This window comes from Pseudomonas gingeri (assembly GCF_013385635.1).
GTDB lineage: Bacteria > Pseudomonadota > Gammaproteobacteria > Pseudomonadales > Pseudomonadaceae > Aquipseudomonas > Aquipseudomonas gingeri_A.
In genome coordinates, this window is record NZ_JACAPR010000011.1 from 459,486 (window position 1) to 485,252 (window position 25,767).

The following is a 25,767-nucleotide window of genomic DNA, read 5'->3' on the forward strand; positions in this document are numbered from 1 at the left end:
CGTTATGTCTGGATTGCTGTGGAGCGGGATGAAATGAGTGGTGAAACAATCGTCGTCGGCGGGGGCCTGGTGGGCCTCTCCGTCGCCTACGGACTGGCCCGCGAGGGGCAGTCGGTCAGGCTGCTGGATCAGGGCGATGTGGCGTGGCGGGCGGCCCGGGGCAATTTCGGGTTGGTCTGGGTACAGGGCAAGGGGTACGGGATGCCGGCGTATGCGCGCTGGACCCTCGGCTCCGCGGCGGCCTGGCCGCGTCTGGCGCAGGATCTGCTCGCCGAGACCGGCATCAATGTGCAACTGCATCAGCCCGGAGGTTTTCTGCTGTGCCTGGAGGCGGCGGAGCTGGATGAGGAGTCCCGGCGCCTGCATTGGCTGCGCGAGGCACTCGAGGGCGATTACCCCTTTGAACGGCTGACGCCGGCCGAGTTGCGCCGCCGCTTGCCGGGGGTAGGGCCCGATGTGGTCGGAGCCTGTTACTGCCCGGCGGACGGTCATGTCAATCCGTTGCTGCTGCTGCGGGCGCTGACCATGGCGGTCCAGCGTCGTGGCGTGGTGCTGCAGACCGGCTGCGATGTCGAGCGTATCGAGCGCCATGGCGAGGGTTATCGCGTCACCGGAGCCGGCGAAAGCTGGCTTGGCGATCGCGTGGTGCTGGCGGCCGGCCTGGGCAACCAGGCGCTGGCAGCCCAGGTGGGACTGAACGTCAAGGTTACGCCCAATCGCGGGCAGATCCTGGTGACCGAACGCCTTGCGCCGTTTCTGTATCACCCCACCAACTATGTACGCCAGACCGCGGAGGGCAGCGTGCAGTTGGGCGATTCCCATGAGGCGGCCGGGCTGAACGACAGCATCAGTGCTGGCGTCGTGGCGTCCGTGGCGCAGCGCGCGGTGAGCTGTTTTCCGCGGTTGGCGGGGGTGCAACTGGTACGTGCCTGGGGCGCCCTGCGGGTACTGAGCGAGGATGGTTTCCCGATCTACCGGCAGTCCCGCGAATGCCCCGGGGTGTTTGCGGTGACTTGTCATAGCGGCGTCACGCTGGCGGCGGCCCACGCCTTCCAATTGGCGCCCTGGATAGCCGGAGCGGCGCCACCGGCGGACCTGGATGCTTTCAGCGATCAACGTTTCCAGCAGGTTTTCAGGGAGGCCGGGCATGGGCGCTAAAGCACTGTTTCGCAGTATCGAGCCGGCCGGTCCACGGGTCACCATCGAATTCAACGGCCGGCCGCTCGACGTCCTGGCCGACACCACCCTGGCGGCGGCCTTGCTCGACGCCGGGATTCGCCAGAGCCGCCAGACCCCGGTCAGCGGTGCGCCGCGCACGACGTACTGCATGATGGGGGTGTGCTTCGATTGCCTGGTGCTGATCGACGGTATCTCCCGGCAGGCGTGCCAGGTCCGGACTCAGCCCGGCCTCAGGGTGCATAGCCATTGTCCTGTTCCTGTCGAGGGTGATGCCGATGCCTGATCAAATTGATGTCCTGGTCCTCGGCGCGGGACCGGCCGGCATGGCCGCCGCTCTGCAATTGCAGGCCCTGGGCCTCGAAGTGCGGGTACTGGATGAACAGCGCAGCCCCGGTGGGCAGATCTATCGCGAGATCAGTCGCGTGCCTTCGGCGCGGAAAAAGCTGCTGGGTGCCGACTATGCGGCGGGTGGCACAACGGTCACCGAGTTCCTGGCCAGTGGGATCGACTACGTGGCGAATGCCTCGGTCTGGTTGATCAGTGCCGAGCGGGAGGTGCATTACCATGTCGCCGGCCAGGCCCATGTGGTGCAGGCCCGGCGCATCCTGCTGTGTGGCGGGGCCTATGAGCGGCCGATGCCGATTCCCGGCTGGACGCTGCCGGGGGTGATGACCGCCGGGGCAGGGCAGATCCTGTTGAAAAGCGCCGGGCAGGTGCCGAGCGGGCCGGTGGTACTGGCCGGTAGCGGGCCGCTGCTCTATCTGCTGGCCGCCCAGTACCTGCAAGCCGGGGTGCGGGTGAGCGCGCTGGTGGATACTTGTACCCGGCGCGACTTGCTTGCGGCGCTGCGCTGGTTGCCTGCAGCGCTCAAGGGCTGGCGCCAGCTGCGCAAGGGCATTGCGCTGATGCACAGTCTGAAACGCGCCGGTGTTGCCTGGTATCGCGGTGCGAGCGACCTGCGAATAGAGGGGCGCGAGCAGGCCGAAGCGCTGACCTTCCAGGCCCGGGGACACACGCAACGTATTGCTTGCGAGTTGATTCTCCTGCACCAGGGCGTGGTGCCCAACACCCAGCCCAGCCTGTCGATGGCGGCCGCGCATCGCTGGGATGACAGCCAGATGTGCTGGGTCGCCGAGCAGGATGAGTGGGGGCAGCTCAGCGTTCCCGGATGTTTTATCGCCGGTGACGCAGCGGGCATTGATGGCGCCGAGGCGGCGGCGGTACAGGGTCGTGTGGTTGCCCTGGGCATTGCCTTGTCATTGCAGCGGCTCTCTGCGCACGCGGCGCGGCAGCAGGCCAGGCCGTGGCGCCGGCTGCTGGACAAGTACCGCAGCGTGCGGCCGTTCCTGGAACGCCTGTATCGCCCGCAACCCTCGCTGTGCCTGCCGGCCGACGAGACCATTGTCTGCCGTTGTGAAGAAGTGACCGCTGGCGCGATCCGCGAATACGCGGCACTCGGTTGCCTGGGGCCCAATCAGACCAAGGCTTTCGGTCGCTGTGGCATGGGGCCCTGCCAGGGGCGCCAGTGTGGCCTCGCCGTGACCCAGATTCTCGCTGACGCCCATCAGGTCACACCGGCGCAGGTCGGCTACTACCGCATTCGACCACCGCTCAAACCCATCACGCTGGCTGAACTCGCCAGTCAGGATTGATCTTCAGGAAGCTTGAGAAATGACTTCAATTGTTCGTCTGGACAGTAACGCCCGACTCAGTCGTGCAGTGATCCACAACGGTATCGTCTGGTTGGCCGGGGTGGCTCCCGCGGACTGCAGCCAGGGCGCCGCCGGTCAGACACGCCAGGTGCTGGCCCGTATCGATGAGCTGCTGGCCCAGGCCGGCAGTGACCGCGGGCGCCTGCTGTCCGTGCAGATCTGGATGGCCAGGATGGATCTGCACTTCGAGGTGATGAATGAAGCCTGGTGCAACTGGTTGGGCGATGCCGGCCGACCCGCTCGCGCGACCTGCCAGGTGACGTTCGACGATCCCGATCTGCTCCTGGAAATCATCGTCACCGCGGCCATCTGAGCGTGAGCCGGGCTACGTGCCCGGCGCCGATACAACATGACAAGAAGGTACTCCCGTGACTCGTTATATCGACGTAAGCGACCTGGCCGAACTGGTTCGGGTCAAAGGGCTGCTGCCCTGCCTGGCCGAGATGGCCGACTACATCCGTGAAGACTATCTGCGCTGGGCCGACTTTGAAAAATGCGCCCGCCTGGCCAATCACTCGCCGGAGGGCGTCATCGAGTTGATGCCGATTTCCGACGCGGCCCTGTACGCTTTCAAGTACGTCAACGGTCATCCGAAGAACACCCTGGATGGCATGCTCACGGTAATGGCGTTCGGTGCCCTGAGCGACGTCGACAGCGGTATGCCGGTGCTGCTCAGCGAGATGACCCTGATCACCGCGATTCGCACCGCGGCCACCTCGGCGCTTGCCGCTCGCTACCTGGCCCGCCCCGGCAGCCGACGCATGGCATTGATCGGCAATGGTGCGCAGAGCGAGTTCCAGGCTCTGGCCTTTCATCATCTGCTGGGCATCGATCATATCAGTCTGTACGACCTCGACCTCGCCGCCACGACCAAGCTGGCGGCCAACCTGCGCGCCTGGCCGGGGATCACCCTGCGGATCGCCGGCTCCGTTGCCGAGGCCGTGCGTGGCTGCGAGATCGTCACCACGGTCACTGCCGACAAGAGCTACGCGACGATCCTGACGCCGGACATGATCGAGCCGGGCATGCACCTCAATGCCGTAGGCGGCGATTGCCCGGGGAAAACCGAACTGCACCGCGATATCGTCGAGCGGGCGCGGGTGGTGGTCGAGTACGAACCCCAGAGCCGCATCGAAGGTGAAATACAGCAGATGCCGGCCGATTCGCCGGTCACCCATTTGTGGCAGGTGATCAACGGTCAGGTACCTGGCCGCGAGCACGACGGACAGGTCACGTTGTTCGATTCCGTCGGCTTTGCCCTGGAGGACTACTCGGCGCTGCGCTACGTGCTGGACATCGCCAGGACGCTGGGCATCGGCTCGGATATCCAGCTGGTGCCGCGGTTGGAGAACCCGAAGGACTTGTTCGCCTTGCTCGTTCGCGATGCCGAGCCCCGGCAGCAGCTCAGCGCCTGAACCCGCCGATTACCCCCCAACAGATCCCGGGTCTGGCAACCGGCCCTGGATCAATGACAAAAAAAGAGGGACACCTCCGTGGGACCATTGCACCGTCAGCCTTTCACCCTGGATACGCCCCTGGCGTCCGTAGCCGATCACCGGACACCACGCGGCCCGGCCATTGCCGGCGCGATCAAGCTGCAGATCGAGCAGTTGCACAAGCGCTACGGCGAACACGAGGTGCTCAGGGGCATTTCGCTGCAAGCACGTAGCGGCGATGTCATCAGTCTTATCGGTGCCAGCGGCTCGGGAAAAAGCACCTTGCTGCGTTGCATCAACTTCCTGGAACAGCCCGATGCCGGGGTGATCGCACTCGATGGCAAGCGCATCGAAATGCGCAACGCCAGGGGCGATTACCAGATGCCGGATGCCCGCCAGTTGCAGAGCCTGCGCACACGCCTGGCGATGGTGTTCCAGCACTTCAACCTGTGGGGCCACATGACGGTCCTCGACAATATCTGCACGGCGCCGCAAAAGGTCCTGGGCCTGACCCGCCAGCAGGCTCTGGAGCGTGCCTACAGGTACCTGGACAAGGTCGGCCTGGCCCCGCGGGTAGCGGAGCAATACCCGGGGTTTCTCTCCGGCGGCCAGCAGCAGCGCGTCGCCATCGCCAGGGCGCTGGCGATGGAACCCGAGATCATCCTGTTTGACGAACCCACCTCGGCACTTGATCCGGAGTTGGTCGGGGAAGTGCTGAAGGTGATACAGGCGCTGGCCGAGGAGGGCCGGACCATGGTGATGGTCACCCATGAAATGGCCTTCGCCCGCCAGGTCTCCAGCCAGGTACTGTTTCTTCACCAGGGCCGGGTGGAAGAGCAGGGTGGCGCGAGCCTGCTGGATGCGCCACAAAGCGAGCGGCTGCGGCAGTTTCTGTCGAACCGCTTGAAGTGATCCTGGCGTTACCTGCCGGCTTCGTGCCGCGCCGAAGCCGACGCGGCACGAGACTCCGGCTCAGATCGCCCGGCTCGGAGGCCGGTCATGCGGGGAGGGTGATCTGCAGCTTGACGTCCCGTGGCAGCGCCTGGTCGGCACGCTCGAAGGCTTCGATCGAGCGTTCGAACGGGTAGCTCGCGCTGATCAGGGGTTTCACATCGATCTTGCCGCTCGCCAGCAAGGCGATCGCGCGCTCATAGACATTGGCGTAGCGGAACACCGTCACCAGGCGGATTTCCTTGACCATCAGCGCGACGATATCCAGGGCCACCGTGGACGCCGGCATGCCGACACAGACCACGGTTCCCCCAGGGCGCAGGTGGTTCGCCAGATCGACAAAGGCCGCGGCGGCGCCGGAGCATTCGAAGACCAGGTCGACACCGCGATTTTCCGTCAATACCGCCACCTGGCCGCTCAGGTCGGCGCCCGTGAGCCCCTCGATCCCTGGGTAATGCGCGACGTTCTGCAGCTTTTCCGCGGCTGGGTCGAAGATCAGTACACGGGCGCAGCCCGCGGCCAATGCACAGAGTGCGGTGAGAATGCCGATGGTGCCCGCGCCCATCACCAGTGCCACATCGCCCGGTTGCACGCCGGCCTTGGTGGCGGCCTGCATCCCCACGGCCAGGGGCTCGACCATGGCCCCCTCGGCCTGAGTAATAGTGGCGGGCAGGCGATAGACCAGCGTCGCCGGGTGGATCACCTCCGAGGTCAGGCAGCCATGGACCGGTGGCGTCGCCCAGAAGGTCAGCGCCGGGTCGAGGTTGTACTGGCCGATACGGCTGGGGCGGCTGGAAAAGTCCGGGATGCCCGGCTCGATGCAGACCCGGTCACCCGGGCACAGGTCGACGACCGCCGCACCACATTCCAGTACCGTGCCGGCGGCTTCATGACCCAGCACCATCGGCGCATCGACCACGAAGGGGCCGATACGGCCATGGCGATAGTAGTGGATGTCACTGCCGCAGATACCGACCACATCCATGCGTATGCGCACGTCCCTGGCGCCCAGTACCGCGGGCAGTTCGATCTCGCGCAGGGCGAGTTGACGCGGACTTTCGAGAACAAGAGCCTGTACCATCGTGACACCTCATATGCATGTATAGCCGGCATCGGCCGTGATGATCGAACCTGTCAGCAGGCTGGCCGCATCGGACGCCAGGAACTGCACCAGGGATGCTATTTCGTGGGGCTGGCCCATGCGCCCGGCGGGCGTCATGTCGAGCCATCTGTCGATCAGCCCGGGCTGGCTTTCCAACCCTTGCAGCAGGGGCGTCTCTATATAGGTGGGCGCAACGGCATTGACCCGTACCCCACGTGCGGCCCATTCCACCGCCAGGGACTTGGTCAGGTGATGCACCCCGGCCTTGGAGGCGTTGTAGTGACACTGGGGTTGCGGGACATTGACGATCTGTCCGGACATCGAGCCGATATTGATGATCGAGCCGCGCCCGGCCTCGAGCATCCGCCGACCGAAACCGCGGCAGGTACGGAACACACCGCCGAGATTGACGCCGATGACCTTGTCCCACTCCGCGTCACTCATGTCCTCGGCCGGGGTGTTGGTCACGATGCCGGCATTGCAGACGAGGATGTCCAGTGCCGGCAGGGCCACGGCCAGGGCATTGATCGCCGTGCTGTCGGTCACATCCAGGGCCTCGGCCCGCGCCTGGTAGCCCTGGGCGTTGAGTGCTTGGGCGGTGGCTTCGGCGCGCTCGCGCAGGATATCGGTGCAGATCACCTCGGCACCCGTGGCGGCCAAGGCCTCGGCGATGGCCGCGCCGATGCCCTGGCCCGCGCCGGTCACCAGCGCGAGTTTGCCGGTCAGCGATTGTTTTTCACGGTAATTCATCGTTCGCCTCTCTCAAATCACTGCACAAATCACTGCTCAAGTCAGTGCACAGCGCAATGTTTCACCGCGCAGGCCGCGCGAGGCTTCCTCGCTGGCCAGGCGCTGCAGGGTGTCGACCGAGGCGTCCGAAAAAAACGCCGCATGGGGCGACATCAGCACATGGGGCGCCGTGCGCAGTGGTGAAGCCGCAGGCAGCGGTTCCTGCTCGAAGACATCCAGTCCGGCGCCGCCGAGGTGGCCGCCGACCAGGGCGGCGCTCAACGCCGTTTCGTCAACCAGGCCACCACGGGAGCAGTTGATCAGGATCGCCCCGCGAGGCATGCGCGCCATGGCGGCGGCATCGATGACATGACGGGTTTCGGGGGTCAGCGGTACATGCAGCGACAGCACGTTGGCCGCGCTGATGACCTCTTCGCGCGACATCGGCTCGATCCCGGCGGCACGTGCCTGCTGGTTGGTGACATAGGGGTCGTAGCCGACGATACGGCAGCCGAACACCGCCATGCGGGTTGCGTAGGCACGGGCAATGCGCCCCAGGCCGATCAGGCCAACGGTGGTGTCGCGCAACGAGCGCACGCCATCGACCATCTGCGCGATCTTCCATTCTCCGCCACGGATGCCCGTGCCGTAGTGGTCGAGTTTGCGTGCCAGGGCCAGGGTCATGGCGGCGGCATGGTCGGCCACTTCTTCGATGCCGTAGTCCGGCACGTTGCACACGTGCACACCGACCTCCCTGGCCGCGGCGAGATCGACGTTATCGACCCCGACGCCGTAGCGCACGATCACCGCGCCCGGTGCCATCGCCTGCATCACGCGGCGGGTCATCGGTGCGAAGTTGTTCAGTACGGCGTGGGCACCGCGTACCGCTTCCAGGGTGTCCTCTTCGGTACGGCACTGATGCTCGAAGAACTCGGCACCGACAGCGTCTGCCGCGGCTTTTTCATGACGGGTATTGCCGAAGGCCTGGTCGGTGACCACCAGTTTCATCGTGTTCCGGCTCATAGCAGCCCCCGTTTTGCCAGGTTGCGCATCAGCGCGCGGGTGCCGTAGGTCCAGGGCGCGGCCTCGTCGGAGTAGACGACGGTGTTGCGCAGGGTGCCCAGCAGTGGCGTCGAGATTTCCACCAGGTCACCGGCCTTGTGGGTAAAGCCGGAGCCCTTTTGTTCACGATCCTGGGTCGGCGCGAACATGGTGCCGAGAAACAGCATGAAACCATCGGGGTACTGGTGCGAGGCGTTGCGTGTCTGCGCCACCAGGTTGGCCGGCTTGCGGCTGATCTCGGCCATGTTCGAGCCGCCCGACATTTCAAAGCCATCCAGGCCGCTGACGGAGAGCGTCAGGGTGGCGTTTTCAATATCGCTGAGGGTGAAGTGCTCATCGAACAGGCGGATGAACGGGCCGATCGAGCAGGACGCATTGTTGTCCTTGGCCTTGCCCAGCAGCAGGGCCGAGCGTCCTTCCACGTCGCGCAGGTTGACGTCGTTGCCCAGGGTGGCGCCACGGATATTGCCCTGGCTGTCCACCGCCAGCACGACTTCGGGCTCGGGGTTGTTCCATTCCGAGATCCGGTTGATGCCCACCTGCGCGCCATAGCCGACCGCCGCCATGGGCTGCGATTTGGTGAACACTTCGGCGTCCGGACCGATACCGACTTCCAGGTACTGCGACCAGAGACCTTCGGCGATCAGCGCTGCCTTGATCTCGGCGGCCTTGGGCGAACCGGCCTGGACATTGGAAAGGCTGTCGCCGATCAGCGAGCCGATCCGCGCCCGCAGTTCATTGGCGCGGGCCGGATCGCCGGCGGTGCGTTCGTCGATCACACGCTCGACCATGCTCCGGGCGAACGTCACGCCGCAGGCTTTGAGGGCCTGGAAATCGCACGGCGCCAGCAGGCAAGGGCGGCCGGAGTGGTAGCCCATCTCGGAGGGATCGAGGATCAGGTCGGCCAGATCGCCGACCGCTTCGCCGGTCAGTGAATCGAAGCGTTGCGCCGGGTTGTTGTCGAGAAAGTCGGCCATCGAGATCACCGAATCGGTGATGTCGATCAGCAGGTTGTCCCGCAGGATGACCACGGAGGGGCCTTTGCCTGGGAGCCAGACCCGACCGACCAGTTTGGCGTGTTTGAGCGAGGTGGGCAGCATGAGCGGTTTCCTTATTGTTGATATCTAGTAATGCTACGTTTCGATTTTGAGCACGGTCAAGCGATCTTGCATGAAAGAAATCGGCATTTTTCCGTGTTTTTTCTCGTTTTATAGCTAATATTTTGAAAAATAAGGCGAATATTAAGTGTTTCAGACTTTGGGCGACGATGGGGGTATGGCGCCTGTTCGGGCAAATTTCGAAAGGGCTATTGCAAAAAGCTAGCAATACTATATTTTTGAATCAAGTCAGTGGTTCCACCGCAGAGAAAGGCGACGGAGAAGTCCCATGCATAACAATAATTCTCTCTACGAGTCGATTGCCGCCCTGGAAGGCGCCTTGTTTATCAATGGTGAGCTGCGCAAAGGCGCAGGCGCTCGCTTGCCGGTGGAGAATCCGGCGACCGGAGAACTGATCGGCCATATCGCCGCCGCGACCCCGCAAGAGATCGAAGAGGCGGTGTCTGCCGCCCATCGCGCCTTTGCTTCCTGGTCCCGCGAGCTGCCGAAGACCCGGGCCAGCGCCTTGCATCGCCTGGGCGAACTGATCGCTGCCGATGCGCAGCACATGGCGCGGATCATGACCCTGGAGCAGGGCAAGCCGGTCAACGAAGCCAAGGGCGAAGTGCTCAAGCTCGCCGAGGCCTGCCACTTCTATGCCGAAGAAGCGACCCGCGTGCATGGTGAGATCGTGCCCAACGATCAGCCGGGCTTTCAAAGCCTGGTGGTACGCGAGCCGATCGGTGTCGTTGCGGCGATCACGCCCTGGAACTACCCGGCCGAACTGGTGGGCTGGAAGCTGTGCGCCAGCCTGGCCTCGGGCTGCACCATTGTGGTCAAGCCGGCTGAACTGACGCCCTACACCGCCCTGATGATCGCCGGCAAATGCGCCGAGGCCGGTATCCCGGCCGGTGTGGTGAACGTATTGACCGGCAAGGGCTCGCAGGTCGGGCAGGCACTGGTCGAACACCCGCGGGTCAGCAAGGTGGCTTTTACCGGCTCCAGCGCGGTCGGCCTGCATATCCAGCGCAGTTGCCCGCAGGTCAAGCGCCTGTCCCTTGAGCTGGGCGGCAATTGCCCCATGGTGGTGACCGCCAGCGCCGATGTGGATGCGGCGGTCAAGGGGGCCACGCGACGCAGTTTCCGTAACTGCGGGCAGATCTGCATTGCCATCAACCGCATCTATGTCCATCGTTCCATTTATGCAGCGTTCGTCAGCAAGCTGGGGGCGGCCGCCGATGCACTGACGGTGCGCAACGGTCTGGAAGATCCCGCCGCCGACCTGGGGGCCATGGCTTCCGCCGAGCCCCTGGGCAAGACCCGTGCGCACCTGGAGGATGCCTTGGTCAAGGGCGCACGGCTGGTTGCCGGTGGCAAGGCACCGCAAGGCGGCGAATTTGCCAATGGGCATTTCTTCCGGCCGACGGTGGTCGCCGATTGCACGCATCAGATGCTGGTGATGACCGAGGAAACCTTCGGCCCGCTGGTGGGCGTCATGCCCTTTGACGATCTCGCCGAGGCGATCGAGCTGGCCAACGACACGCCTTACGGCCTGGCCTCTTATGTCTACGCCCGGGACCTGACCGACATCCATACCCTGTCGGCGCAGCTGGACTATGGCAATGTCGCCATCAATAACGTCGATGCCGGGATCATGAATGCCCCCTACGGTGGGCGCAAACAGAGTGGCGTGGGTTACGAACACGGTCGCGAAGGGCTGCTGGAGTACTTCAACTTCAAGCATGTCCGTCTGCACCATGGCGTCGGGAACTGAGCCATGCAGGCGCTTATTGGCATCGATATCGGCACCTCGGGCTGCAAGGCATTGCTGCTCGACGTCCATGGCGCGGTGATTGCCGCCGACACGGCGACGTATCCGCTTTCTCAACCGCGACCCGGCTGGACCGAGCAGGACCCTGAACTGTGGATCGACGGCGCCCGGCGCGCCATCGCCGGTGTGCTGGCCAAGGCCTCCGGTGTGGAACTGCTCGGCATCGGCCTGTCCGGACAGATGCACGGGCTGGTGCCGCTCGATGCGGCGCAGCAGGTGCTGCGCCCGGCGATCCTGTGGAACGACCAGCGCAACGCCGCGGAGTGCGAGTGGATCACCGATACCGCCGGCGGCCTGGACGGGTTGCTGGCGGCCACCGACAACCGCATGCTGGTGGGTTATACCGGCGGCAAGATTGTCTGGATGCAGCGGCACGAGCCCGAGCTTTTCGCACGCCTGACCACTGTGCTCAATCCCAAGGACTACCTGCGCCTGCGCCTGACCGGTGAAGTCGCCAGCGAAGTCTCCGACGCTTCGGGCACGGGCCTGTTCAATGTGCGTTCGCGGCAATGGGCGAGTGGGCTGATCGAGCAACTGAGGATCGATCCCGGGCTGTTGCCGCCGGTGTTCGAGTCGCAGGTGATTTCGGCGCGGGTCAGTGCCACGGGCGCCGCGTTGTTCGGCCTGCCCGTGGGTACGCCGGTGGCCGGCGGCGGCGGCGATTCGGTGATCCAGACCCTCGGCTCCGGCGTGATCGCACCGGGCGAATTGCAGACCACCATCGGCACGGCAGGCATTCTCGCCGCCGCCCTGGATGAGCCCCGGGACAATCCGGACGGGCGTTTGCAGATTTTCTGCAACGTCGCCGCGGACAAATGGCATTGCATGGGCGTGTCGCTGAACGCCGGTGGTTCGATGAACTGGTTTCGCGACACCTTCTGTGCGGACGCCAGCGGCGTCGTGCCGTCATTCGAGCAGATCGTCGCCGAAGCGGCGAAGAGCCCGGCCGGCGCCCATGGCCTGCTGTTCCTTCCCTATTTGAACGGTGAGCGCTGCCCGCATCCCGATCCGCTGTTGCGTGCCGCCTTCGTCGGCCTGACCGCGCGCCATGGCCGGGGCGACATGGCCCGTGCCGTCATGGAAGGGGCGGTACATGCCCTGGCCGATATGCATGCCCTGATGAAGCCCCTGGGTATCGACGGCCATGTGATCAAGGCCTCCGGTGGCGGCGCGCGTTCGCCGCTGTGGCGCCAGTTGCAGGCGGATATCTTCGGTTGCGACGTGCTGACCACCGAAGGGGCCGCCGAGGGCGCGGCGTTCGGCGCGGCGTTGGTGGCCGGGCTGGCGGTGGGGGTCTGGGCTGATCCGGCGAGTGCGGCGGCGAGCTGTCGCGCCATTACCCGCCAGGCGCCCGATGGCGCGACGGCCGAGGTCTTCGCCCGTGCCCATCGCCTCTATCACAGCCTTTATCCGACGCTCAGGGAAACCTTCGCAGAGCTCGGTGCGCCCATTTTCGATTAGTCATTTTTTCTGGAGTCTGATTCATGTCCGTCTATTGCGCGCTGATTTTCGATCTTGACGGGACGCTTATCGACAGTGCGTCCGATATCGCGAAGGCCTTGAATATCGGTTTCGCGTTGAACGGCTGGCCCGAACTCGATCCGGCGCATGTCGAGACGTTTCTCGGCAACGGGCCGCGGCGGCTGATCGTCGACATCCTCGAAGACCTTGCGATTCCTTACGACGACTCCCAGGTACAGCGTGCCTTCGATGGCTACCTGCAGGCCTATATGGACGATCCGGCGGGGCGCACGCGGTTTTTCCCGCATGTGCGTGAAGACCTCCAGGCCCTGCGCGAAGCCGGTATCCGCCTGGGTATCTGTACCAACAAGAACCACGCCGTTACCGGCAAGGTCCTGGAACAGCTGGGGCTGGCGGACTTGTTCGAGGTGGCCCTGGGCGCCGATGCGGTGCCGGCGTGCAAGCCGGATCCCGGGCATTTGCTGGCCGTGGCGCAGGCGATGGACCTGGCTTCGGACGAGTGGGCCTATGTCGGTGACACCCGTGTCGACCAGATGACCGCCTATGCGGCGGGTGTGCCGTTCTTCGTGGTGCCCTGGGGCGGTGGTCCCCATGTGGACATTTGCGCGGAGCAGCGCTTGAACCGTCTGGCCGATCTGTTACAACGCAGCCCACTAATCGTCAAGGAGCGGGTATGACCGTCAGTTTGCTGCAACGCATCATTCTTGAAAGCAAAGACATGCACCGGGCCGAGCGTCGGGTGGCCAACTTCGTTTCCACTTCGCCTTCGAAAGTCCTGCAGATGAGCATGGCCAAGCTCTCGGAAACCTGTTCGGTCAGCGACCCGACCGTGATGCGTTTCTGCCGGCGCTTCGGTTTCGAGAGCTATCAGGAATTGAAGCTGCACCTGGTACAGAGCCTGGTGCCGTCGGCGCCTTTTGCCTACGAGCAGATCATTCCCGATGACAGCATCGACAACATCGTGCGCAAGACCTGTCGCAACTCGCTGAATGCGATCCAGCGCCTGGCCGAGGACCTGGCACCCGAACGGGTGGCCGAAGGTGCCCGGCTGCTGCAGGCGGCGAGCTGGATCGGCATCTACGCCACGGGAATTTCCGTGGTCAACGCCCTGGATGCCGAGCACAAGTTCCAGCGCCTGGGCCTGCGCTGCCAGGCACTGCTGGGCAGCAAGCGCCAGGAGATGCATGCCGAAGGCGCGCGGGCGGGCGAAGTGGCGCTGATCTTTTCCCAGTCCGGCCACACCCGGCAGATGGTCGACGTCGCCACCGCCGCCCGCAAGGCCGGGGCCAAGGTGGTGTCCATTGCCGCCGATGACAGTCCCCTGTCACGGGTCTCCGATGTGCTGATCGCGGTCAAGCCCTATGAACATACCGAACTGATGACGCCCCTGGCATCGCGGCTGAACCATCACCTGGTGACCAACATGCTGGTAGCCGCCATCGCCGTCGCCAGTGGCAGCCAGTTCCCTGATCAACTGACCGCCCTCGACTCATGGCGGACCGACAAGATTTGACCCCCATGACCTGTGGGGAAACTGCCCGATAGGAGTAGCAGATGAGTAACCAACAGAACGAAGCGAAGAAGGTCGCCGCCCGCCGGGTGATCGAGGAGTTCGTGCGTGATGGCATGAAACTGGGCCTGGGGTCCGGCACCACCTCGCATTTCTTCGTTCGCGAACTGGGCAAGCATGTCGCCAATGGCCTGCAACTGACCTGCACCACCACCTCCCGCTCGACCAACGATGTGGCGCGGGAAGTGGGCATCGAGATCATCGATCCCAACGAGATCGGCGAGCTCGACCTGACCGTCGACGGCCCGGACGAGATCGACCGCCAGTTCAACATGATCAAGGGCGGTGGTGCCTGCCTGCTCTGGGAGAAGATCATCGCCCATGCGTCCAAACGCATGATCTGCGTGTGTGACGAGAGCAAGATCGTCGACTGCCTGGGCCAGTTCCCGCTGCCGGTGGAAGTGGTGCAGTTCGGTTGGAAACAGACTGAGCGCCTGGTCAAGCGGGTATTGGCCCGACAGGGCATCAACGAGGTGACGATCATTCGCCGGCTGCGCGATGGGCAGCCGGTGGTCACCGACAGCGGCAACTTCATTCTCGACTGCCATTGCGGTCCGGTCATCGGCGATCCGGCACCGCTGGAAATCGAGCTCAACCGTATTCCGGGCGTGGTCGAGAACGGCCTGTTCACTCGCGAAGCCGTTGGCATGGTGGTGGGCTGTTTCGACGGATCTTCTTACGTCCGTCTGCGATAACCGGTGCTCCAGGCAAGGCCGCACCTGCGTGAAACAAGGCGAAAGATAGTATTAAACCTACAATAATAAGTCGGAGTTGATCCCATGAAAAAAGTCAATCTATCTAACGTGAGCCGCCGTAGTGTGTTGGCCGGTGGTGTGGTACTTGGACTGGGCGCGATGCTGGGGCGCAGTGCCTTTGCGCAGACCCCGCTATCGGTCGCCTATTCGAACAAGAGCCTGGACTACTACTTCTTCGTCATTCAGGAGGAGTCGGTCAAGCGTGCCGTCCAGGCGCAGTCGGGCAAGTTCCAGGCGACCAACGCCAGCTTCGACACCACCACCCAACTCGGCCAATGGCAAAGCCTGATGTTGTCCCAGCCCTCGGCGATCATCTCCGATCCCATCGACAGCCAGGCCATTGTCTCGGCCATCAAGCGTTATAACCAGCGCAAGATTCCGGTGGGCATCATCGATACCCCGGCCGACGGGGGCGATGTCGCCATTACCGTCAGTTTCGACAACTTCAAGGGCGGCGTAATGGCCGCCGAGGAAATCGTCAAGCGCCTGGTCGCCAAATACGGCAGCCCCAAGGGCACCGTACTCAATTGCTTCGGCGCCCTGGCCTCGGTGGCCTGGCGCCTGCGCAAGGAGGGCATGGACTCGGTGTTCGCCAAGTACCCGCAGATCAAGTACCTGGCCCGTCCCACCGAAGGCCTGCTGGACAAGATGCAGGCAGTGACGCTGTCGACCCTCTCCGAGTTCCCCGACCTGGACGCGGTGCATGCTCCTTCGGACTCGCCTTCGCGCGGTATCGCGGCGGCGCTCAAGCAGAAGGATCGCTGGAAGAAGGTTGGCGAGAAAGGCCATGTCATTTTCATCAATATCGACGGTGAACCGGTGGCCCTGGACTGGATCAAGGACGGTTACATGGACGCCTGCGTGTCCCAGGACCCGGTGGCCTATGGCGGCATCGCCGTCGAAATGATCACCAAGTATGCCCTCAATGGCCAGGCGGTACCGCTGGGCACCTACCAGAACAAGGACTACTTCTGGGAGTCGGGGGAAATTGTCCAGGGCAAGACCGGCCCGACCCTGATCATCCCGGCCTTCGTGATCAACTCCGACAACGTCGACGACAAGCGCCACTGGGGTTATGTCGCGGAGAAAGTCTGGGGCGTGCCTTCCAAGTGATGGTCTCGCGGGCTGCGGTTGTCGCAGCAGAGTGAAGCTCTGCCGCGATGTTCATCCGACACGGTGATGGTGAGAAAACAACATGACCCTACACGACACCCAGGCCGGCACAGCGATGGACGACACGATCCTGCGGATCGACAACGTCGCCAAGAGCTACGGTCCGGTCCACGCCTTGCGCGGCGTCACCACGCAGATCCGTCGGGGCTCGATCCATGGGCTGCTGGGGGAAAACGGCGCGGGCAAGTCCACGCTGGTGGGGATCATCTCCGGCCAGGTGATCCCCACCTCCGGGCAGATTCTCATGGACGGCCGGCCGCTCAAGCAGGTGGACGTCAAGGCCATGGAGCAGGCCGGGGTGTTCCTCGTTACGCAGGAACCGATGATCATCGGCAACCTGACGGCCGCGGAAAACCTGATGCTGGGTATCTGGCCGACCCGTAACGGTTTTGTCGACTGGAAGCAGCTGGGCGCCGATGCCGCGCGGATGCTCGATGGCTCCGGCATCGACCCGGCTGCCCTGGCCGGCCAGCTGGATGCGGTGGCACGGCGCAAACTGAATATCCTCCGGGCCATGTTCTCCGGGGGCAAGGTGATCATCCTCGATGAGCCGACGGCGTCGCTGACCGTGGTCGACCGGCGCCAGCTGTTCGACTTCATGCTGCGCCTGAAGGGCAAAGGGGTGACCTTCATCTTCATCTCCCACTACAACGACGAGATCCTGGAGATCTGCGACGCGGTCACGGTGTTGCGTGATGGCAGCCTGGCCGGGACCTGCGACGACATCGGTTCGATGACCTCCGAGCAACTGACGGAACTGGTGATCGGTCATGGCGTCGAGCTGTTCCAGCGCAAGCGCCGCGATCACGCCGGCAAGCCGCCGGCGATCTCGCTGCGGGGCGTGCGGGGCAAGTGGCTGTCCCTGGATCGCCTCGACATCGGTCCGGGGGAGGTGGTGGGATTCACCGGCCTGCCGGGTGCCGGCGCGAAGGAAATGGCCCGGGCGATCTTCGGCCTGCACCCGGCGTTGGGCACGCTGGCCATCGGCGGTGAAGCCGCGCGGGCGCTGCCACGCTCGCCACGGGCGGCGTTCGATGCCGGTATCGCCTATCTCTCCGACGACCGCCGGCGTGACGGCGCGGTGGGGCCGATGTCGATCGGCAGCAATATCGCCATGTCGTCCCTCGGCGCGCGGACCCGCCTGGGTTTTATCGACACCGAGGCCGAAGCGTCGGTGATCGGGCATTACTTTGCCGCGATGGGAGTCAAGGCGCCCAACCCGGACTACTCGGTCAATACCCTCAGTGGCGGCAACCAGCAGAAGGTCTGCCTGGGCCGCGTGCTCGCGACCCGGCCGCGCCTGCTGATGGTCGACGAGCCGACCCGTGGCATCGACATGGGCGTCAAGCAAGACGTGCTGCGCATCATCGATGAACTCAGCGATGCCGGCGTGGCGGTGATCATCGTGTCCAGCGACACCGACGAACTGGTCCGCGCGGTGGATCGGGTGTGCATTTTCGACCAGGGCACGATCAAGGAAACATTGACGGGAGAGGACATCACCGTCGAGCGCATCCGCGCATCGGTACAGGGATCAGGCAGTTGAACAATAAAAAGAGTGGAGACACGGGTATGAGAACTCTGACCAGTCCCGGCAACGGGGTGTCGCCTGCCGCGACCAGAATCAACGGCCCGGCCGTATTGGGCTGGGTGTTACACAATGTCGTCTGGATCTGGCTCATCGCACTGGTGGCCCTGTTCGGTACGTTCAACGAATTCTTCTTCACCTTGTTCAACCTGCAGAACGTGATGGTGCAGGCGACGGTGCTGGGGACCCTGGGGCTGGCGGTGGCATTGCCGCTGCTGGTGGCCGAGATCGACCTGTCGATTCCGGCCAACGCCGGCTTTTCGTCGGCGGTGGGTGCGCTGGCGTATTCCAGCTGGGGCCTGCCCTGGTTTGTCGCCGTGGCCATCGGCCTGGCGGTCGGCACCCTGATCGGCTTTTTCAACGGGTTGTGCATCACCCGCCTGAAAATGGTCTCGCTGATCGAAACCCTGGCGATGATGATCATCCTGCAAGGCGCCTTGCTGGCGCTGACCCAGGGCACGACCCTGACCAATATGGCCGACGGCTATATCTGGATCGGCCAGGTGACGATCGATGGTTGGCCACTGATGCCGGTGGTGTTCCTGGTGGCGCTGGCGGTGATCGGCGTGGTGCTCAAGCGCACGGTGCTGGGTCGCTCGATCTACGCCGTGGGCGGTAACCCGATCGCCTCGAATTCCGCCGGGATCCGGGTCAACCGGGTGAAGATCATCACCTACACGATCTCCGGGTTCCTGGCGGCGCTGGCCGGCTTTCTCCTGGCTTCCTGGCAGATGGCGATCACCTCCAGCCAGGGGGCGAGCTACCTGCTCTATGCCATTGCGGCGCCCATCATCGGTGGCGTCAGTGTGTTCGGCGGGCGCGGCAATGTGAAGGGTGTGCTGGGCGGTGTGCTGCTGCTGACCGTGATCCAGGTCGGCCTGGCGATTGTCAATGTGCCTTCGTTCTATGTCGGCATGATCGGTGGGGTGATGATCTTTATCGCGGTCGCTATCGATGCCATTCGCGTGCGCTACTTCGGCTGACTTATCCCAACTTCAGGAAACGGCAATGTCTTTTACTCCGCATGGCAAACACCTTGTCGCCGGCCAATGGGTGGCGAGCGACAGCACCTTTTCCAACGCACCGATCCAGGGCCCGGCACAGCGCTTTTCGGCAGGGGATGTCGATCTGGTGAACCGCGCCTGCGAGGCGGCGGAGGATGCTTTCTGGAGCTACGGCCATGCCAGCCGCGAGTCGCGGGCGACGTTCCTGGAAACCATTGCCGATGAAATCGAGGCCCGTGCGGCGATCATCACGGCCATCGGCGCGCTGGAAACCGGTCTGCCCGAGGCGCGCTTGCAGGGCGAACGCGGGCGTACCGTGGGACAGCTACGGTCGTTTGCCGCGCATATCCTGGCGGGCGACTATCTTGATCGCCGGCATGACCGGGCGCTGCCGGATCGCCAGCCAGTGCCGCGCCCCGATATTCGCCTGATGCAACGCCCGATCGGACCGGTGGCGGTGTTCGGCGCCTCTAATTTCCCCCTGGCTTTCTCCACGGCCGGTGGCGATGTGGCGTCCGCCCTGGCAGCGGGTTGTCCGGTTGTGGTCAAAGGCCATGAGGCTCATCCGGGGACCAGTGAGATCGTTGCCGAGGCGATCCGTGCCGCCATCGAAAAATGCGCGGTTCATCCGGGGGTATTCAGCCTGGTCCACGGTGGTTCGCGGGTTGTCGGCCAGCATCTGGTCCAGCATCCGCTGATCAAGGCGGTCGGTTTCACCGGTTCGCTGGGAGCGGGCAGGGCACTGTTCGATTTGTGTGCCAAGCGTTTTGAACCGATTCCGTTTTTTGGCGAGCTGGGTTCGGTGAACCCGATGTTCCTGCTGCCCCATGCACTGGCCGCGCGCGGCACCGAGATCGGCAACGGTTGGGCCGCTTCCCTCACCCTGGGGGCGGGTCAGTTCTGCACCAATCCGGGTCTCTGCATCCTGCTCGAAGGAGCAGAAGCCAATGGCTTTATCGAGGCGACGGTCCGCGCCCTTGAGCCGGTGGGCGCACAGGTGATGCTGACCGATGCCATGGCGGTTGCCTACCGTGCCGGACGTGACCGGGTAGCGGGCACGGCCGGAGTGCGTGAAGTCCTTGGCTCATCCTGTGACCTGCGTAACGCCAGTCCCTATCTGTTTGCCACGACCGGTCGGGAATGGCTGGCCAATGCCACGCTGGGGCATGAAGTCTTCGGCCCGCTGGGCCTGGTGGTGACGGTGGCGGACATCGATGAGCTGCTGCAGGTGGCGCGCTCGCTGGAGGGGCAACTGACGTGCACGATCCATATGGACGAAGCCGATACCGAGGTCGCGTCGCGCCTGCTGCCGGTGCTCGAACGCAAGGCCGGACGTCTCCTTGCCAACGGCTTCCCGACCGGTGTCGAGGTGTGTGACGCCATGGTCCATGGCGGCCCTTATCCTGCGTCGACCAACTTCGGTGCAACGTCCGTCGGCACCATGGCGATCCGCCGTTTCCTGCGCATGGTCAGCTATCAGAATATTCCGGAGATGTTGTTGCCCGGGGATTTGCGTTAGTTGAAGGGGGCATTTCGCGGCTGACGCAGAAGGTTCAGTGAGGCATTCCCACGCTGGAGCGTGGGAACGATCATTGACTCAGGATTGCGTCGACAACCAGGCGCGCCATCCACCCAGGGCGCTGATATCCGTGGCACCTTCAAGGCCATGGCCTTCGCAGATGAAACCGGTCTCCCAGCGCCCATCCGCCAACTGCACCTTGCCCAGTCCGAGCGGTGCCGGGATCCCGGTCAGGAATGAACCGAGCTCGCGGCTGGGCAATTGCCAGACCTCGACCGCGATGGCCACGCCGCCCTCGGCGACCCGGACCATTCCGGGGCGTCTCACCGGGCCGCCGGCCAGCGCATACAGGCGATAATCCGCCGAGCTGTGGGTGCTTTCCAGCAGCCGCGCGCCGCGTTGCCGGAGCTGCCAGTTGAGCGCCAGGCCGTCCAGGTGTGCGCCGCAGACCACCAGGCGCGCTTGGTCATTGCGAGCCGGTTGCTCGGGCGCCTTGCCGCCCTGATAGGCGTTGGCCAGGCTCAGCAGGTATTGGTCGGTGAAGGCGCGACCAAACAACGTCACACCCCAGGGCAGGCCGTTGCTCATGAAATCGCTGGGGACGGCGACGGCGGCATAGTCCAGCAGGTTCATGAAGTTGGTGTAGTAGCCCAGTTCGGCATTGCGCAGGACCGGTTCGTCGGCCAGTTCGGCGAGGGTCACCGGGCGGCCGATGGTGGGCGTCAGGACGCAATCGAGCCCGGCCATCAGGCGGTCACACTCGGCCTTGAGCGCCTGCAGTCGATACTGCGCGCGGAAGGTTTGCACGCCGGTGACCTGCGGGGCTTTCGCCAGCACCGCATGGATCACCGGCAGTACGGCTTCCGGGCGGGTCTGCGCCAGTTCGCCGACGACGCTGTAGCGTTCGGCTACCCACGGGCCCTCATAGAGTAAACGCGCGGCTTCGAGAAACGGCGACAGGTCGAGGCTGACCGCTTCGCCGCCCAGTGCCTGCAACCGCTCGACCGCCGCGGCAAACAGCCCAGGCCCCTCGTTGCAGCCAAAGAACTCCAGGTCCTGCGCGTGCGGCAGACCAAAGCGGAAGGGCCGCACGGCGCCGAATGCCAGGCCATCGTTCCAGGCCGGATTGGTGCGGCTGTAGTCGTCCGCGGGGTCCGCCTGCGCGGTCAGCGCCAGCAAACGGCTGGCCTCGGCGGCAGTGGCGGTGAAGGTGGTCACGCAATCGAGGGTGCGGCAGGCCGGCACCACGCCCGCCGTGGACAGCAGCCCCTTGGTGGCCTTGAGTCCCACCAGGTTGTTCAGCGCCGCGGGCACCCGGCCCGAGCCGGCGGTGTCGGTGCCCAGGGCAAAGCTGGTCAGGCCCAGGGCCACGGTCAGGGGCGATCCCGCGCTGGAACCACCGGCAGGGTACTGCTCGAGCACGCTGTTGCGGCAGGGTCCATAGGGCGAGCGGGTACCGTTGAGGCCGGTGGCGAACTGGTCGAGATTGGTCTTGCCCAGCGGTACGGCGCCGAGGTCGATCAGTTGCCGGACCAGGGTTGCCGAATGCGGCGGGGTATAGGCAAATGCCGGACAGGCCGCCGTCGTGGGGATGCCGGCCAGGTCGATGTTGTCCTTGATGGCAAAGGGCACGCCGTACAACGGCAGGGTGTCCATCGAGGCGGATTCAAGGGCGGCCAGGTAAGGCTCCAGTTCCGCGACACTGAGCAGGTGGATAAACATATTGAACTCGGGGTTCAACGCTTCGGCCTGTTCTCGCAAGGCGAGAATCAGCTGGCGTGGCGTGCATTCGCCACGGGTGTAGCGGGCACGCAGAACATCCAGGCGCAGATCGTGTTTCATGATTTTTCTCCTGTCATGGCAGCGGGCTCGATCACCACCACCCGTTGTCCGGCGCGTACCGCAGAGCCGGGTTGCACCTGTACTTCACGGACGATCCCGGCACAGGGTGCCAGCACCGGAATCTCCATCTTCATCGACTCCAGCACGACCAGTGCGGTGTCTGCCGCGACCCAGTCGCCGACCGCCACCCGGACCTGCCAGAGATTGCCGGCGATGGGACTTTCCACCCCGGTCTGATGAGCCGGCAGAAGCATTTCTTCGCGGGCTTCGGCAACGGCTTCGGTGCTTTCGAAATGCGCCTGGCCACTGTCGATCCAGCGCTGCCGTTCGGCGGAGAAAGCCGCCTGCTGGCGGTCGCGGAATGCCTGGATACTGTCCGCCTCGCTGGCGAGGAAATCCTGGTAATCGGCGAGGCGCAACTGGCTGTGCTCGATATTCAGGTCGAAGCGCCCCAGCGGGAAGTCGCGGCGGATGCGCAGCAGCTCCTCGGCGCTGACCGGGTAGAAGCGGATCTGGTCGAAGAAGCGCAACAGCCAGGGTTTGCCGTCGAAGGCCGCCACTTCGCGGTAGCGGTTCCACATCTGCAAGGTGCGCCCGACGAACTGGTATCCGCCGGGGCCTTCCATGCCATACACGCACAGGTAGGCGCCGCCGATGCCCACCGAGTTCTCGGCGGTCCAGGTCCGTGCCGGGTTGTACTTGGTGGTCACCAGCCGATGCCGGGGATCCAGCGGTGTCGCCACCGGGGCACCCAGATAGACATCACCCAGGCCCATCACCAGGTAGCTGGCGTCGAACACCGTGCGCTGCACTTCATCGAGGTCGGGCAGGTCGTTGATACGGCGGATGAACTCCAGGTTGCTGGGGCACCATGGCGCGTCCTTGCGTACGGTGGTCAGGTATTTCTCGATGGCCAGCTGGCAGGCCGGGTCATCCCAGGACAGCGGCAGGTGCACGATGCGCGAAGGCACCTGCAGGTCGCGGGCGGCACAGACCGCATCCCACTCGCCGCTGACGATCTCCAGCAATTGCTCCAGCGGCAGTTGCTCGGGTTGGTAATGGACCTGCAGCGAGCGGATACCCGGTGTGAGATCGATGACGCCGGGCAACTGCTTGCTTTCCAACGCCTGCATCAAGGCGTGTCCACGGAAGCGCAATACCAGGTCGAGTTCGGCGGCACCGATTTCCAGCAGCAGGTGGGTGTCGCCGGCCAGGCGCGCCACCAGGCGTGTGTCGTCCCGGCCCAGGTCCAGCACAATCGGCGATGATAGCCGGGTCGGATACGACGCTGGTTGGGCTTGCGCGGTGGGTTCGGCGTTCAGCGGAGCCATGGCAAGCCGGCGTGCCTGGGCGAGGTCGCACGGCACGAAGCGCACCTTGTCACCGGCCTTGAGTTGCCCCAGTTGCCAGAGATCGGCCTCGATGACGGTCACCGGGCAGACGAACCCCCCCAGGCTCGGGCCGTCAGGGCCGAGAATCACCGGCATGTCACCGGTGAAATCCACCGCGCCGATGGCATAGGGATTGTCGTGGATATTCGACGGATGCAGTCCGGCCTCGCCACCGTCGGCCCGGACCCATTCGGGTTTCGGGCCGATCAGGCGCACGCCGGTGCGACTGGAGTTGAAATGCACTTCCCAGTCGGTGGCAAAGAAGGTGCGGATGTAGTTTTCCGTGAAGTACTCCGGTGCTCCGTGGGGGCCGTAGATCACCCGGATAGTGCGTAACGCCGCCAGTGCGGGGTGTTCGGGGAGCATCGTGCCGGCCGTGATGTCTGTCAGCGCGGCCAGGTGCAGCACATCGCCGGCCCGCAAAGCCCGGCCACCGTGACCGCCGAACTGGCCGAGGGTGAAGGTGCTTTTGCTGCCCAGGTAATCCGGCACCTGCACGCCACCGCGCAGGCACAGGTAACTGCGTGCACCGGCCCCGGCGATGGTGCCCAGGCTCAGCAGCGAACCGGCCTTGATCGCCAGCGTGGTATTCATCGCCGTCGCCACGCCATCGAGTAGCACCGGCAATGTCGCACCGGTCACCGCCACCACGGCATCGGCATTGAAGCGCAGGCTCGGCCCGCTCATGGTGATTTCCAGGCCCGCGCAACTCTCGGGGTTGCCCAGCAGTTGGTTGCCCAGGCGTAGCGCCCGGCTGTCCATGGGGCCTGAAGGGGGAACGCCCACGGCCCAGTAGCCCTGGCGTCCAGGGTAGTCCTGAACGCTGGTCTGGGTGCCACCGGCGAGCACCTCGAAGGTCTGGGCGTGATAGTCCAGGCCTTCCAGGCAGCGGGTCCAGGGTTGGCCGCCGGCAAAGGGCGCATCGAGCAGGATCTGCCGCAGGTAGTCGCGATTGGTCTCGACGCCGTACAACTGAGTGGCGCCGAGAGCCTGGTGCAGTTGCAGGCGCGCCTGTTCGCGGTTCTCGGCCCAGGTGATGACCTTGGCCAGCATCGGGTCGAAGTAGGGCGGGATCTCGCAACCGGCCTCGACCCAGGTATCGATACGCAAGGTCTTGCCGTCGGCCGGCGGAAATGTGACCGCCGTCAGCAGACCGGGGCTCGGTTGGAAGTCCTTGCCCGGATCCTCGGCATACAGGCGTGCCTGTACCGCGTGGCCATGCGGTTGCAGGCCGGCGCGCAACTCGGCGAGTGGTGGCAGGTCGCCGGCAGCCAGTTGCACCATCCAGCGCACCAGGTCGACGCCCCAGACCTGTTCGGTAACACCATGCTCGACCTGCAGGCGGGTGTTCACCTCCAGGAAATAGAAACGTTGCTCATCACTGTCGAAGACGAATTCGACAGTGCCGGCGCTGCGATAACTGACCGCTTTGGCCAACTGTACGGCGGCGGCGCAGAGTGCTTCGGCCATGCCCTCGGGCAGGTTGGGTGCGGGGGTTTCTTCCAGCACTTTCTGGTTACGCCGTTGCACCGAGCAATCGCGCACGCCCAGGGCCAGGACTTCGCCGGCGCCATCACCGAAGACCTGGACTTCCAGGTGACGGGCGCGCTGGATGTATTTCTCGATAAATACCCCGGCGTTGCTGAAGTTGTTCTGACCCAGGCGCTTGACGGTCTCGAAGGCATCCTGCAGCGCTTCGGCGGAACGACACACGCGCATGCCGATACCACCACCGCCCGCGGTGCTCTTGAGCATGATCGGGTAGCCCACTTGCGTTGCGGCGTGCAGGGCGTCGTCAAGACTGTCCAGCAGTTCGCTGCCTTCCAGCAGCGGTACGCCGTGTTGGCGGGCGAGGGCGCGGGCGGTGTGCTTGAGGCCGAACAAGCGCAGTTGCTCCGGTGTCGGGCCGACGAAGGCGATCCCGGCCGCCTCGCAGGCCTCGGCAAAGGCGGCGTTTTCCGAGAGGAAACCATAGCCCGGATGGATGGCCTGGGCGCCGCTGGCCCTGGCGGCGGCGAGGATTTTCTCCGTCGCCAGGTAGGTGTCGGCGGCGGCACCGTCACCCAGGCTCAGGGCCAGATCGGCTTCAAGGATATGGCGGCTGGTGATATCCGCTTCGGAATAGACCGCAACGCCCTTGACCTCGAGCTCGCGCAAGGTGCGCAGGAGGCGGCAGGCGATGGCGCCGCGATTGGCAATCAGTAGTGTGTCGAACATGACGGGTTCCCTGGAGGCGGCAGTGGTCCGCCTCGGCTGGGGTGCGGGTCGTCCCGCAGTTTTTCGAAAGGGTCTCGGGGCCGTCCCCGGACAGCGATCAGGTCCGCTTGCGCGGCAGGGTCTGGCC

At 64.6% G+C, this 25,767-nt stretch carries 21 protein-coding genes; 15 read left to right on the top strand and 6 right to left on the bottom strand.

The features are described from left to right. Positions 1-33 precede the first annotated feature (33 nt). From HX851_RS16050 to HX851_RS16075, 6 genes are all read left to right on the top strand, one after another. Positions 34-1,158, top strand: coding sequence for an NAD(P)/FAD-dependent oxidoreductase (locus tag HX851_RS16050; protein ID WP_177059661.1), 1,125 nt, complete (start codon positions 34-36; stop codon positions 1,156-1,158). Beyond that, a complete protein-coding gene (locus HX851_RS16055; RefSeq protein WP_177059660.1) occupies positions 1,148-1,462 on the top strand; it encodes a (2Fe-2S)-binding protein in 315 nt (104 codons plus the stop codon). The genes HX851_RS16050 and HX851_RS16055 overlap by 11 nt, the downstream gene beginning before the upstream one ends. Beyond that, positions 1,455-2,831: an FAD/NAD(P)-dependent oxidoreductase gene (locus HX851_RS16060; protein ID WP_177059659.1), complete on the top strand. Its 1,377-nt coding sequence runs from the start codon at positions 1,455-1,457 to the stop codon at positions 2,829-2,831. Before HX851_RS16055 ends, HX851_RS16060 begins: the two co-directional genes overlap by 8 nt. Before the next feature lie 19 nt (positions 2,832-2,850). Further along, positions 2,851-3,204, top strand: a complete 354-nt coding sequence (locus tag HX851_RS16065) for a RidA family protein (protein WP_177059658.1) — start codon at positions 2,851-2,853, stop codon at positions 3,202-3,204. Positions 3,205-3,259: 55 nt separating this feature from the next. Next, positions 3,260-4,306: an ornithine cyclodeaminase gene (gene ocd, locus HX851_RS16070; protein WP_177059656.1), complete on the top strand. Its 1,047-nt coding sequence runs from the start codon at positions 3,260-3,262 to the stop codon at positions 4,304-4,306. Positions 4,307-4,426: 120 nt separating this feature from the next. Beyond that, entirely contained in the window at positions 4,427-5,239 is an 813-nt protein-coding gene (locus HX851_RS16075) for an ABC transporter ATP-binding protein (protein WP_177065959.1), read from the top strand. Between the two features lie 85 nt (positions 5,240-5,324). On the opposite strand, the gene HX851_RS16080 is transcribed toward HX851_RS16075, so the two are convergent. From HX851_RS16080 to HX851_RS16095, 4 genes are read right to left on the bottom strand one after another with little or no spacing between them, the layout of a single operon-like run. Continuing rightward, positions 5,325-6,359: an NAD(P)-dependent alcohol dehydrogenase gene (locus tag HX851_RS16080; protein ID WP_177065720.1), complete on the bottom strand. Its 1,035-nt coding sequence runs from the start codon at positions 6,357-6,359 to the stop codon at positions 5,325-5,327. 9 nt (positions 6,360-6,368) lie between these two features. After that, positions 6,369-7,130 (bottom strand): SDR family NAD(P)-dependent oxidoreductase, encoded by a 762-nt coding sequence (locus tag HX851_RS16085; protein ID WP_177059652.1) that lies wholly within the window; start codon positions 7,128-7,130, stop codon positions 6,369-6,371. Between the two features lie 36 nt (positions 7,131-7,166). After that, positions 7,167-8,132 (bottom strand): C-terminal binding protein, encoded by a 966-nt coding sequence (locus HX851_RS16090; protein WP_177065718.1) that lies wholly within the window; start codon positions 8,130-8,132, stop codon positions 7,167-7,169. After that, positions 8,129-9,271: a fumarylacetoacetate hydrolase family protein gene (locus tag HX851_RS16095; protein WP_177059648.1), complete on the bottom strand. Its 1,143-nt coding sequence runs from the start codon at positions 9,269-9,271 to the stop codon at positions 8,129-8,131. Before HX851_RS16095 ends, HX851_RS16090 begins: the two co-directional genes overlap by 4 nt. A 286-nt stretch (positions 9,272-9,557) precedes the next feature. Between HX851_RS16095 and HX851_RS16100 the strand changes: the two genes are divergently transcribed. The 9 genes from HX851_RS16100 to HX851_RS16140 all read left to right on the top strand — a co-directional run bounded on the left by HX851_RS16100 (position 9,558) and on the right by HX851_RS16140 (position 20,190). After that, positions 9,558-11,042 carry an aldehyde dehydrogenase family protein gene (locus HX851_RS16100; protein ID WP_177059646.1) on the top strand — a complete coding sequence of 495 codons (1,485 nt, stop codon included), beginning with the start codon at positions 9,558-9,560 and terminating at the stop codon, positions 11,040-11,042. Between the two features lie 3 nt (positions 11,043-11,045). After that, entirely contained in the window at positions 11,046-12,560 is a 1,515-nt protein-coding gene (gene xylB, locus HX851_RS16105; RefSeq protein WP_177059644.1) for a xylulokinase, read from the top strand. A gap of 23 nt (positions 12,561-12,583) precedes the next feature. Beyond that, positions 12,584-13,258: an HAD family hydrolase gene (locus HX851_RS16110; protein ID WP_177065716.1), complete on the top strand. Its 675-nt coding sequence runs from the start codon at positions 12,584-12,586 to the stop codon at positions 13,256-13,258. After that, a complete protein-coding gene (locus HX851_RS16115) occupies positions 13,255-14,094 on the top strand; it encodes a MurR/RpiR family transcriptional regulator (RefSeq protein WP_177059640.1) in 840 nt (279 codons plus the stop codon). The genes HX851_RS16110 and HX851_RS16115 overlap by 4 nt, the downstream gene beginning before the upstream one ends. A 41-nt stretch (positions 14,095-14,135) precedes the next feature. Continuing rightward, complete coding sequence (gene rpiA, locus HX851_RS16120) at positions 14,136-14,846, top strand: ribose 5-phosphate isomerase A (RefSeq protein WP_177065714.1); 711 nt, start codon at positions 14,136-14,138, stop codon at positions 14,844-14,846. Between the two features lie 84 nt (positions 14,847-14,930). Further along, positions 14,931-16,019, top strand: coding sequence for a sugar ABC transporter substrate-binding protein (locus HX851_RS16125; protein WP_177065712.1), 1,089 nt, complete (start codon positions 14,931-14,933; stop codon positions 16,017-16,019). Between the two features lie 82 nt (positions 16,020-16,101). Beyond that, positions 16,102-17,625 carry a sugar ABC transporter ATP-binding protein gene (locus HX851_RS16130; RefSeq protein WP_177059634.1) on the top strand — a complete coding sequence of 508 codons (1,524 nt, stop codon included), beginning with the start codon at positions 16,102-16,104 and terminating at the stop codon, positions 17,623-17,625. Positions 17,626-17,651: 26 nt separating this feature from the next. Then, a complete protein-coding gene (locus HX851_RS16135; protein WP_177065710.1) occupies positions 17,652-18,650 on the top strand; it encodes an ABC transporter permease in 999 nt (332 codons plus the stop codon). Between the two features lie 25 nt (positions 18,651-18,675). Next, positions 18,676-20,190, top strand: a complete 1,515-nt coding sequence (locus HX851_RS16140) for an aldehyde dehydrogenase (NADP(+)) (protein WP_177059630.1) — start codon at positions 18,676-18,678, stop codon at positions 20,188-20,190. 78 nt (positions 20,191-20,268) lie between these two features. On the opposite strand, the gene atzF is transcribed toward HX851_RS16140, so the two are convergent. Then, positions 20,269-22,032: an allophanate hydrolase gene (gene atzF / locus HX851_RS16145; RefSeq protein ID WP_177059628.1), complete on the bottom strand. Its 1,764-nt coding sequence runs from the start codon at positions 22,030-22,032 to the stop codon at positions 20,269-20,271. Next, positions 22,029-25,640: an urea carboxylase gene (gene uca / locus HX851_RS16150; RefSeq protein ID WP_177065708.1), complete on the bottom strand. Its 3,612-nt coding sequence runs from the start codon at positions 25,638-25,640 to the stop codon at positions 22,029-22,031. The genes atzF and uca overlap by 4 nt, the downstream gene beginning before the upstream one ends. Between the last annotated feature and the right edge of the window lie 127 nt (positions 25,641-25,767).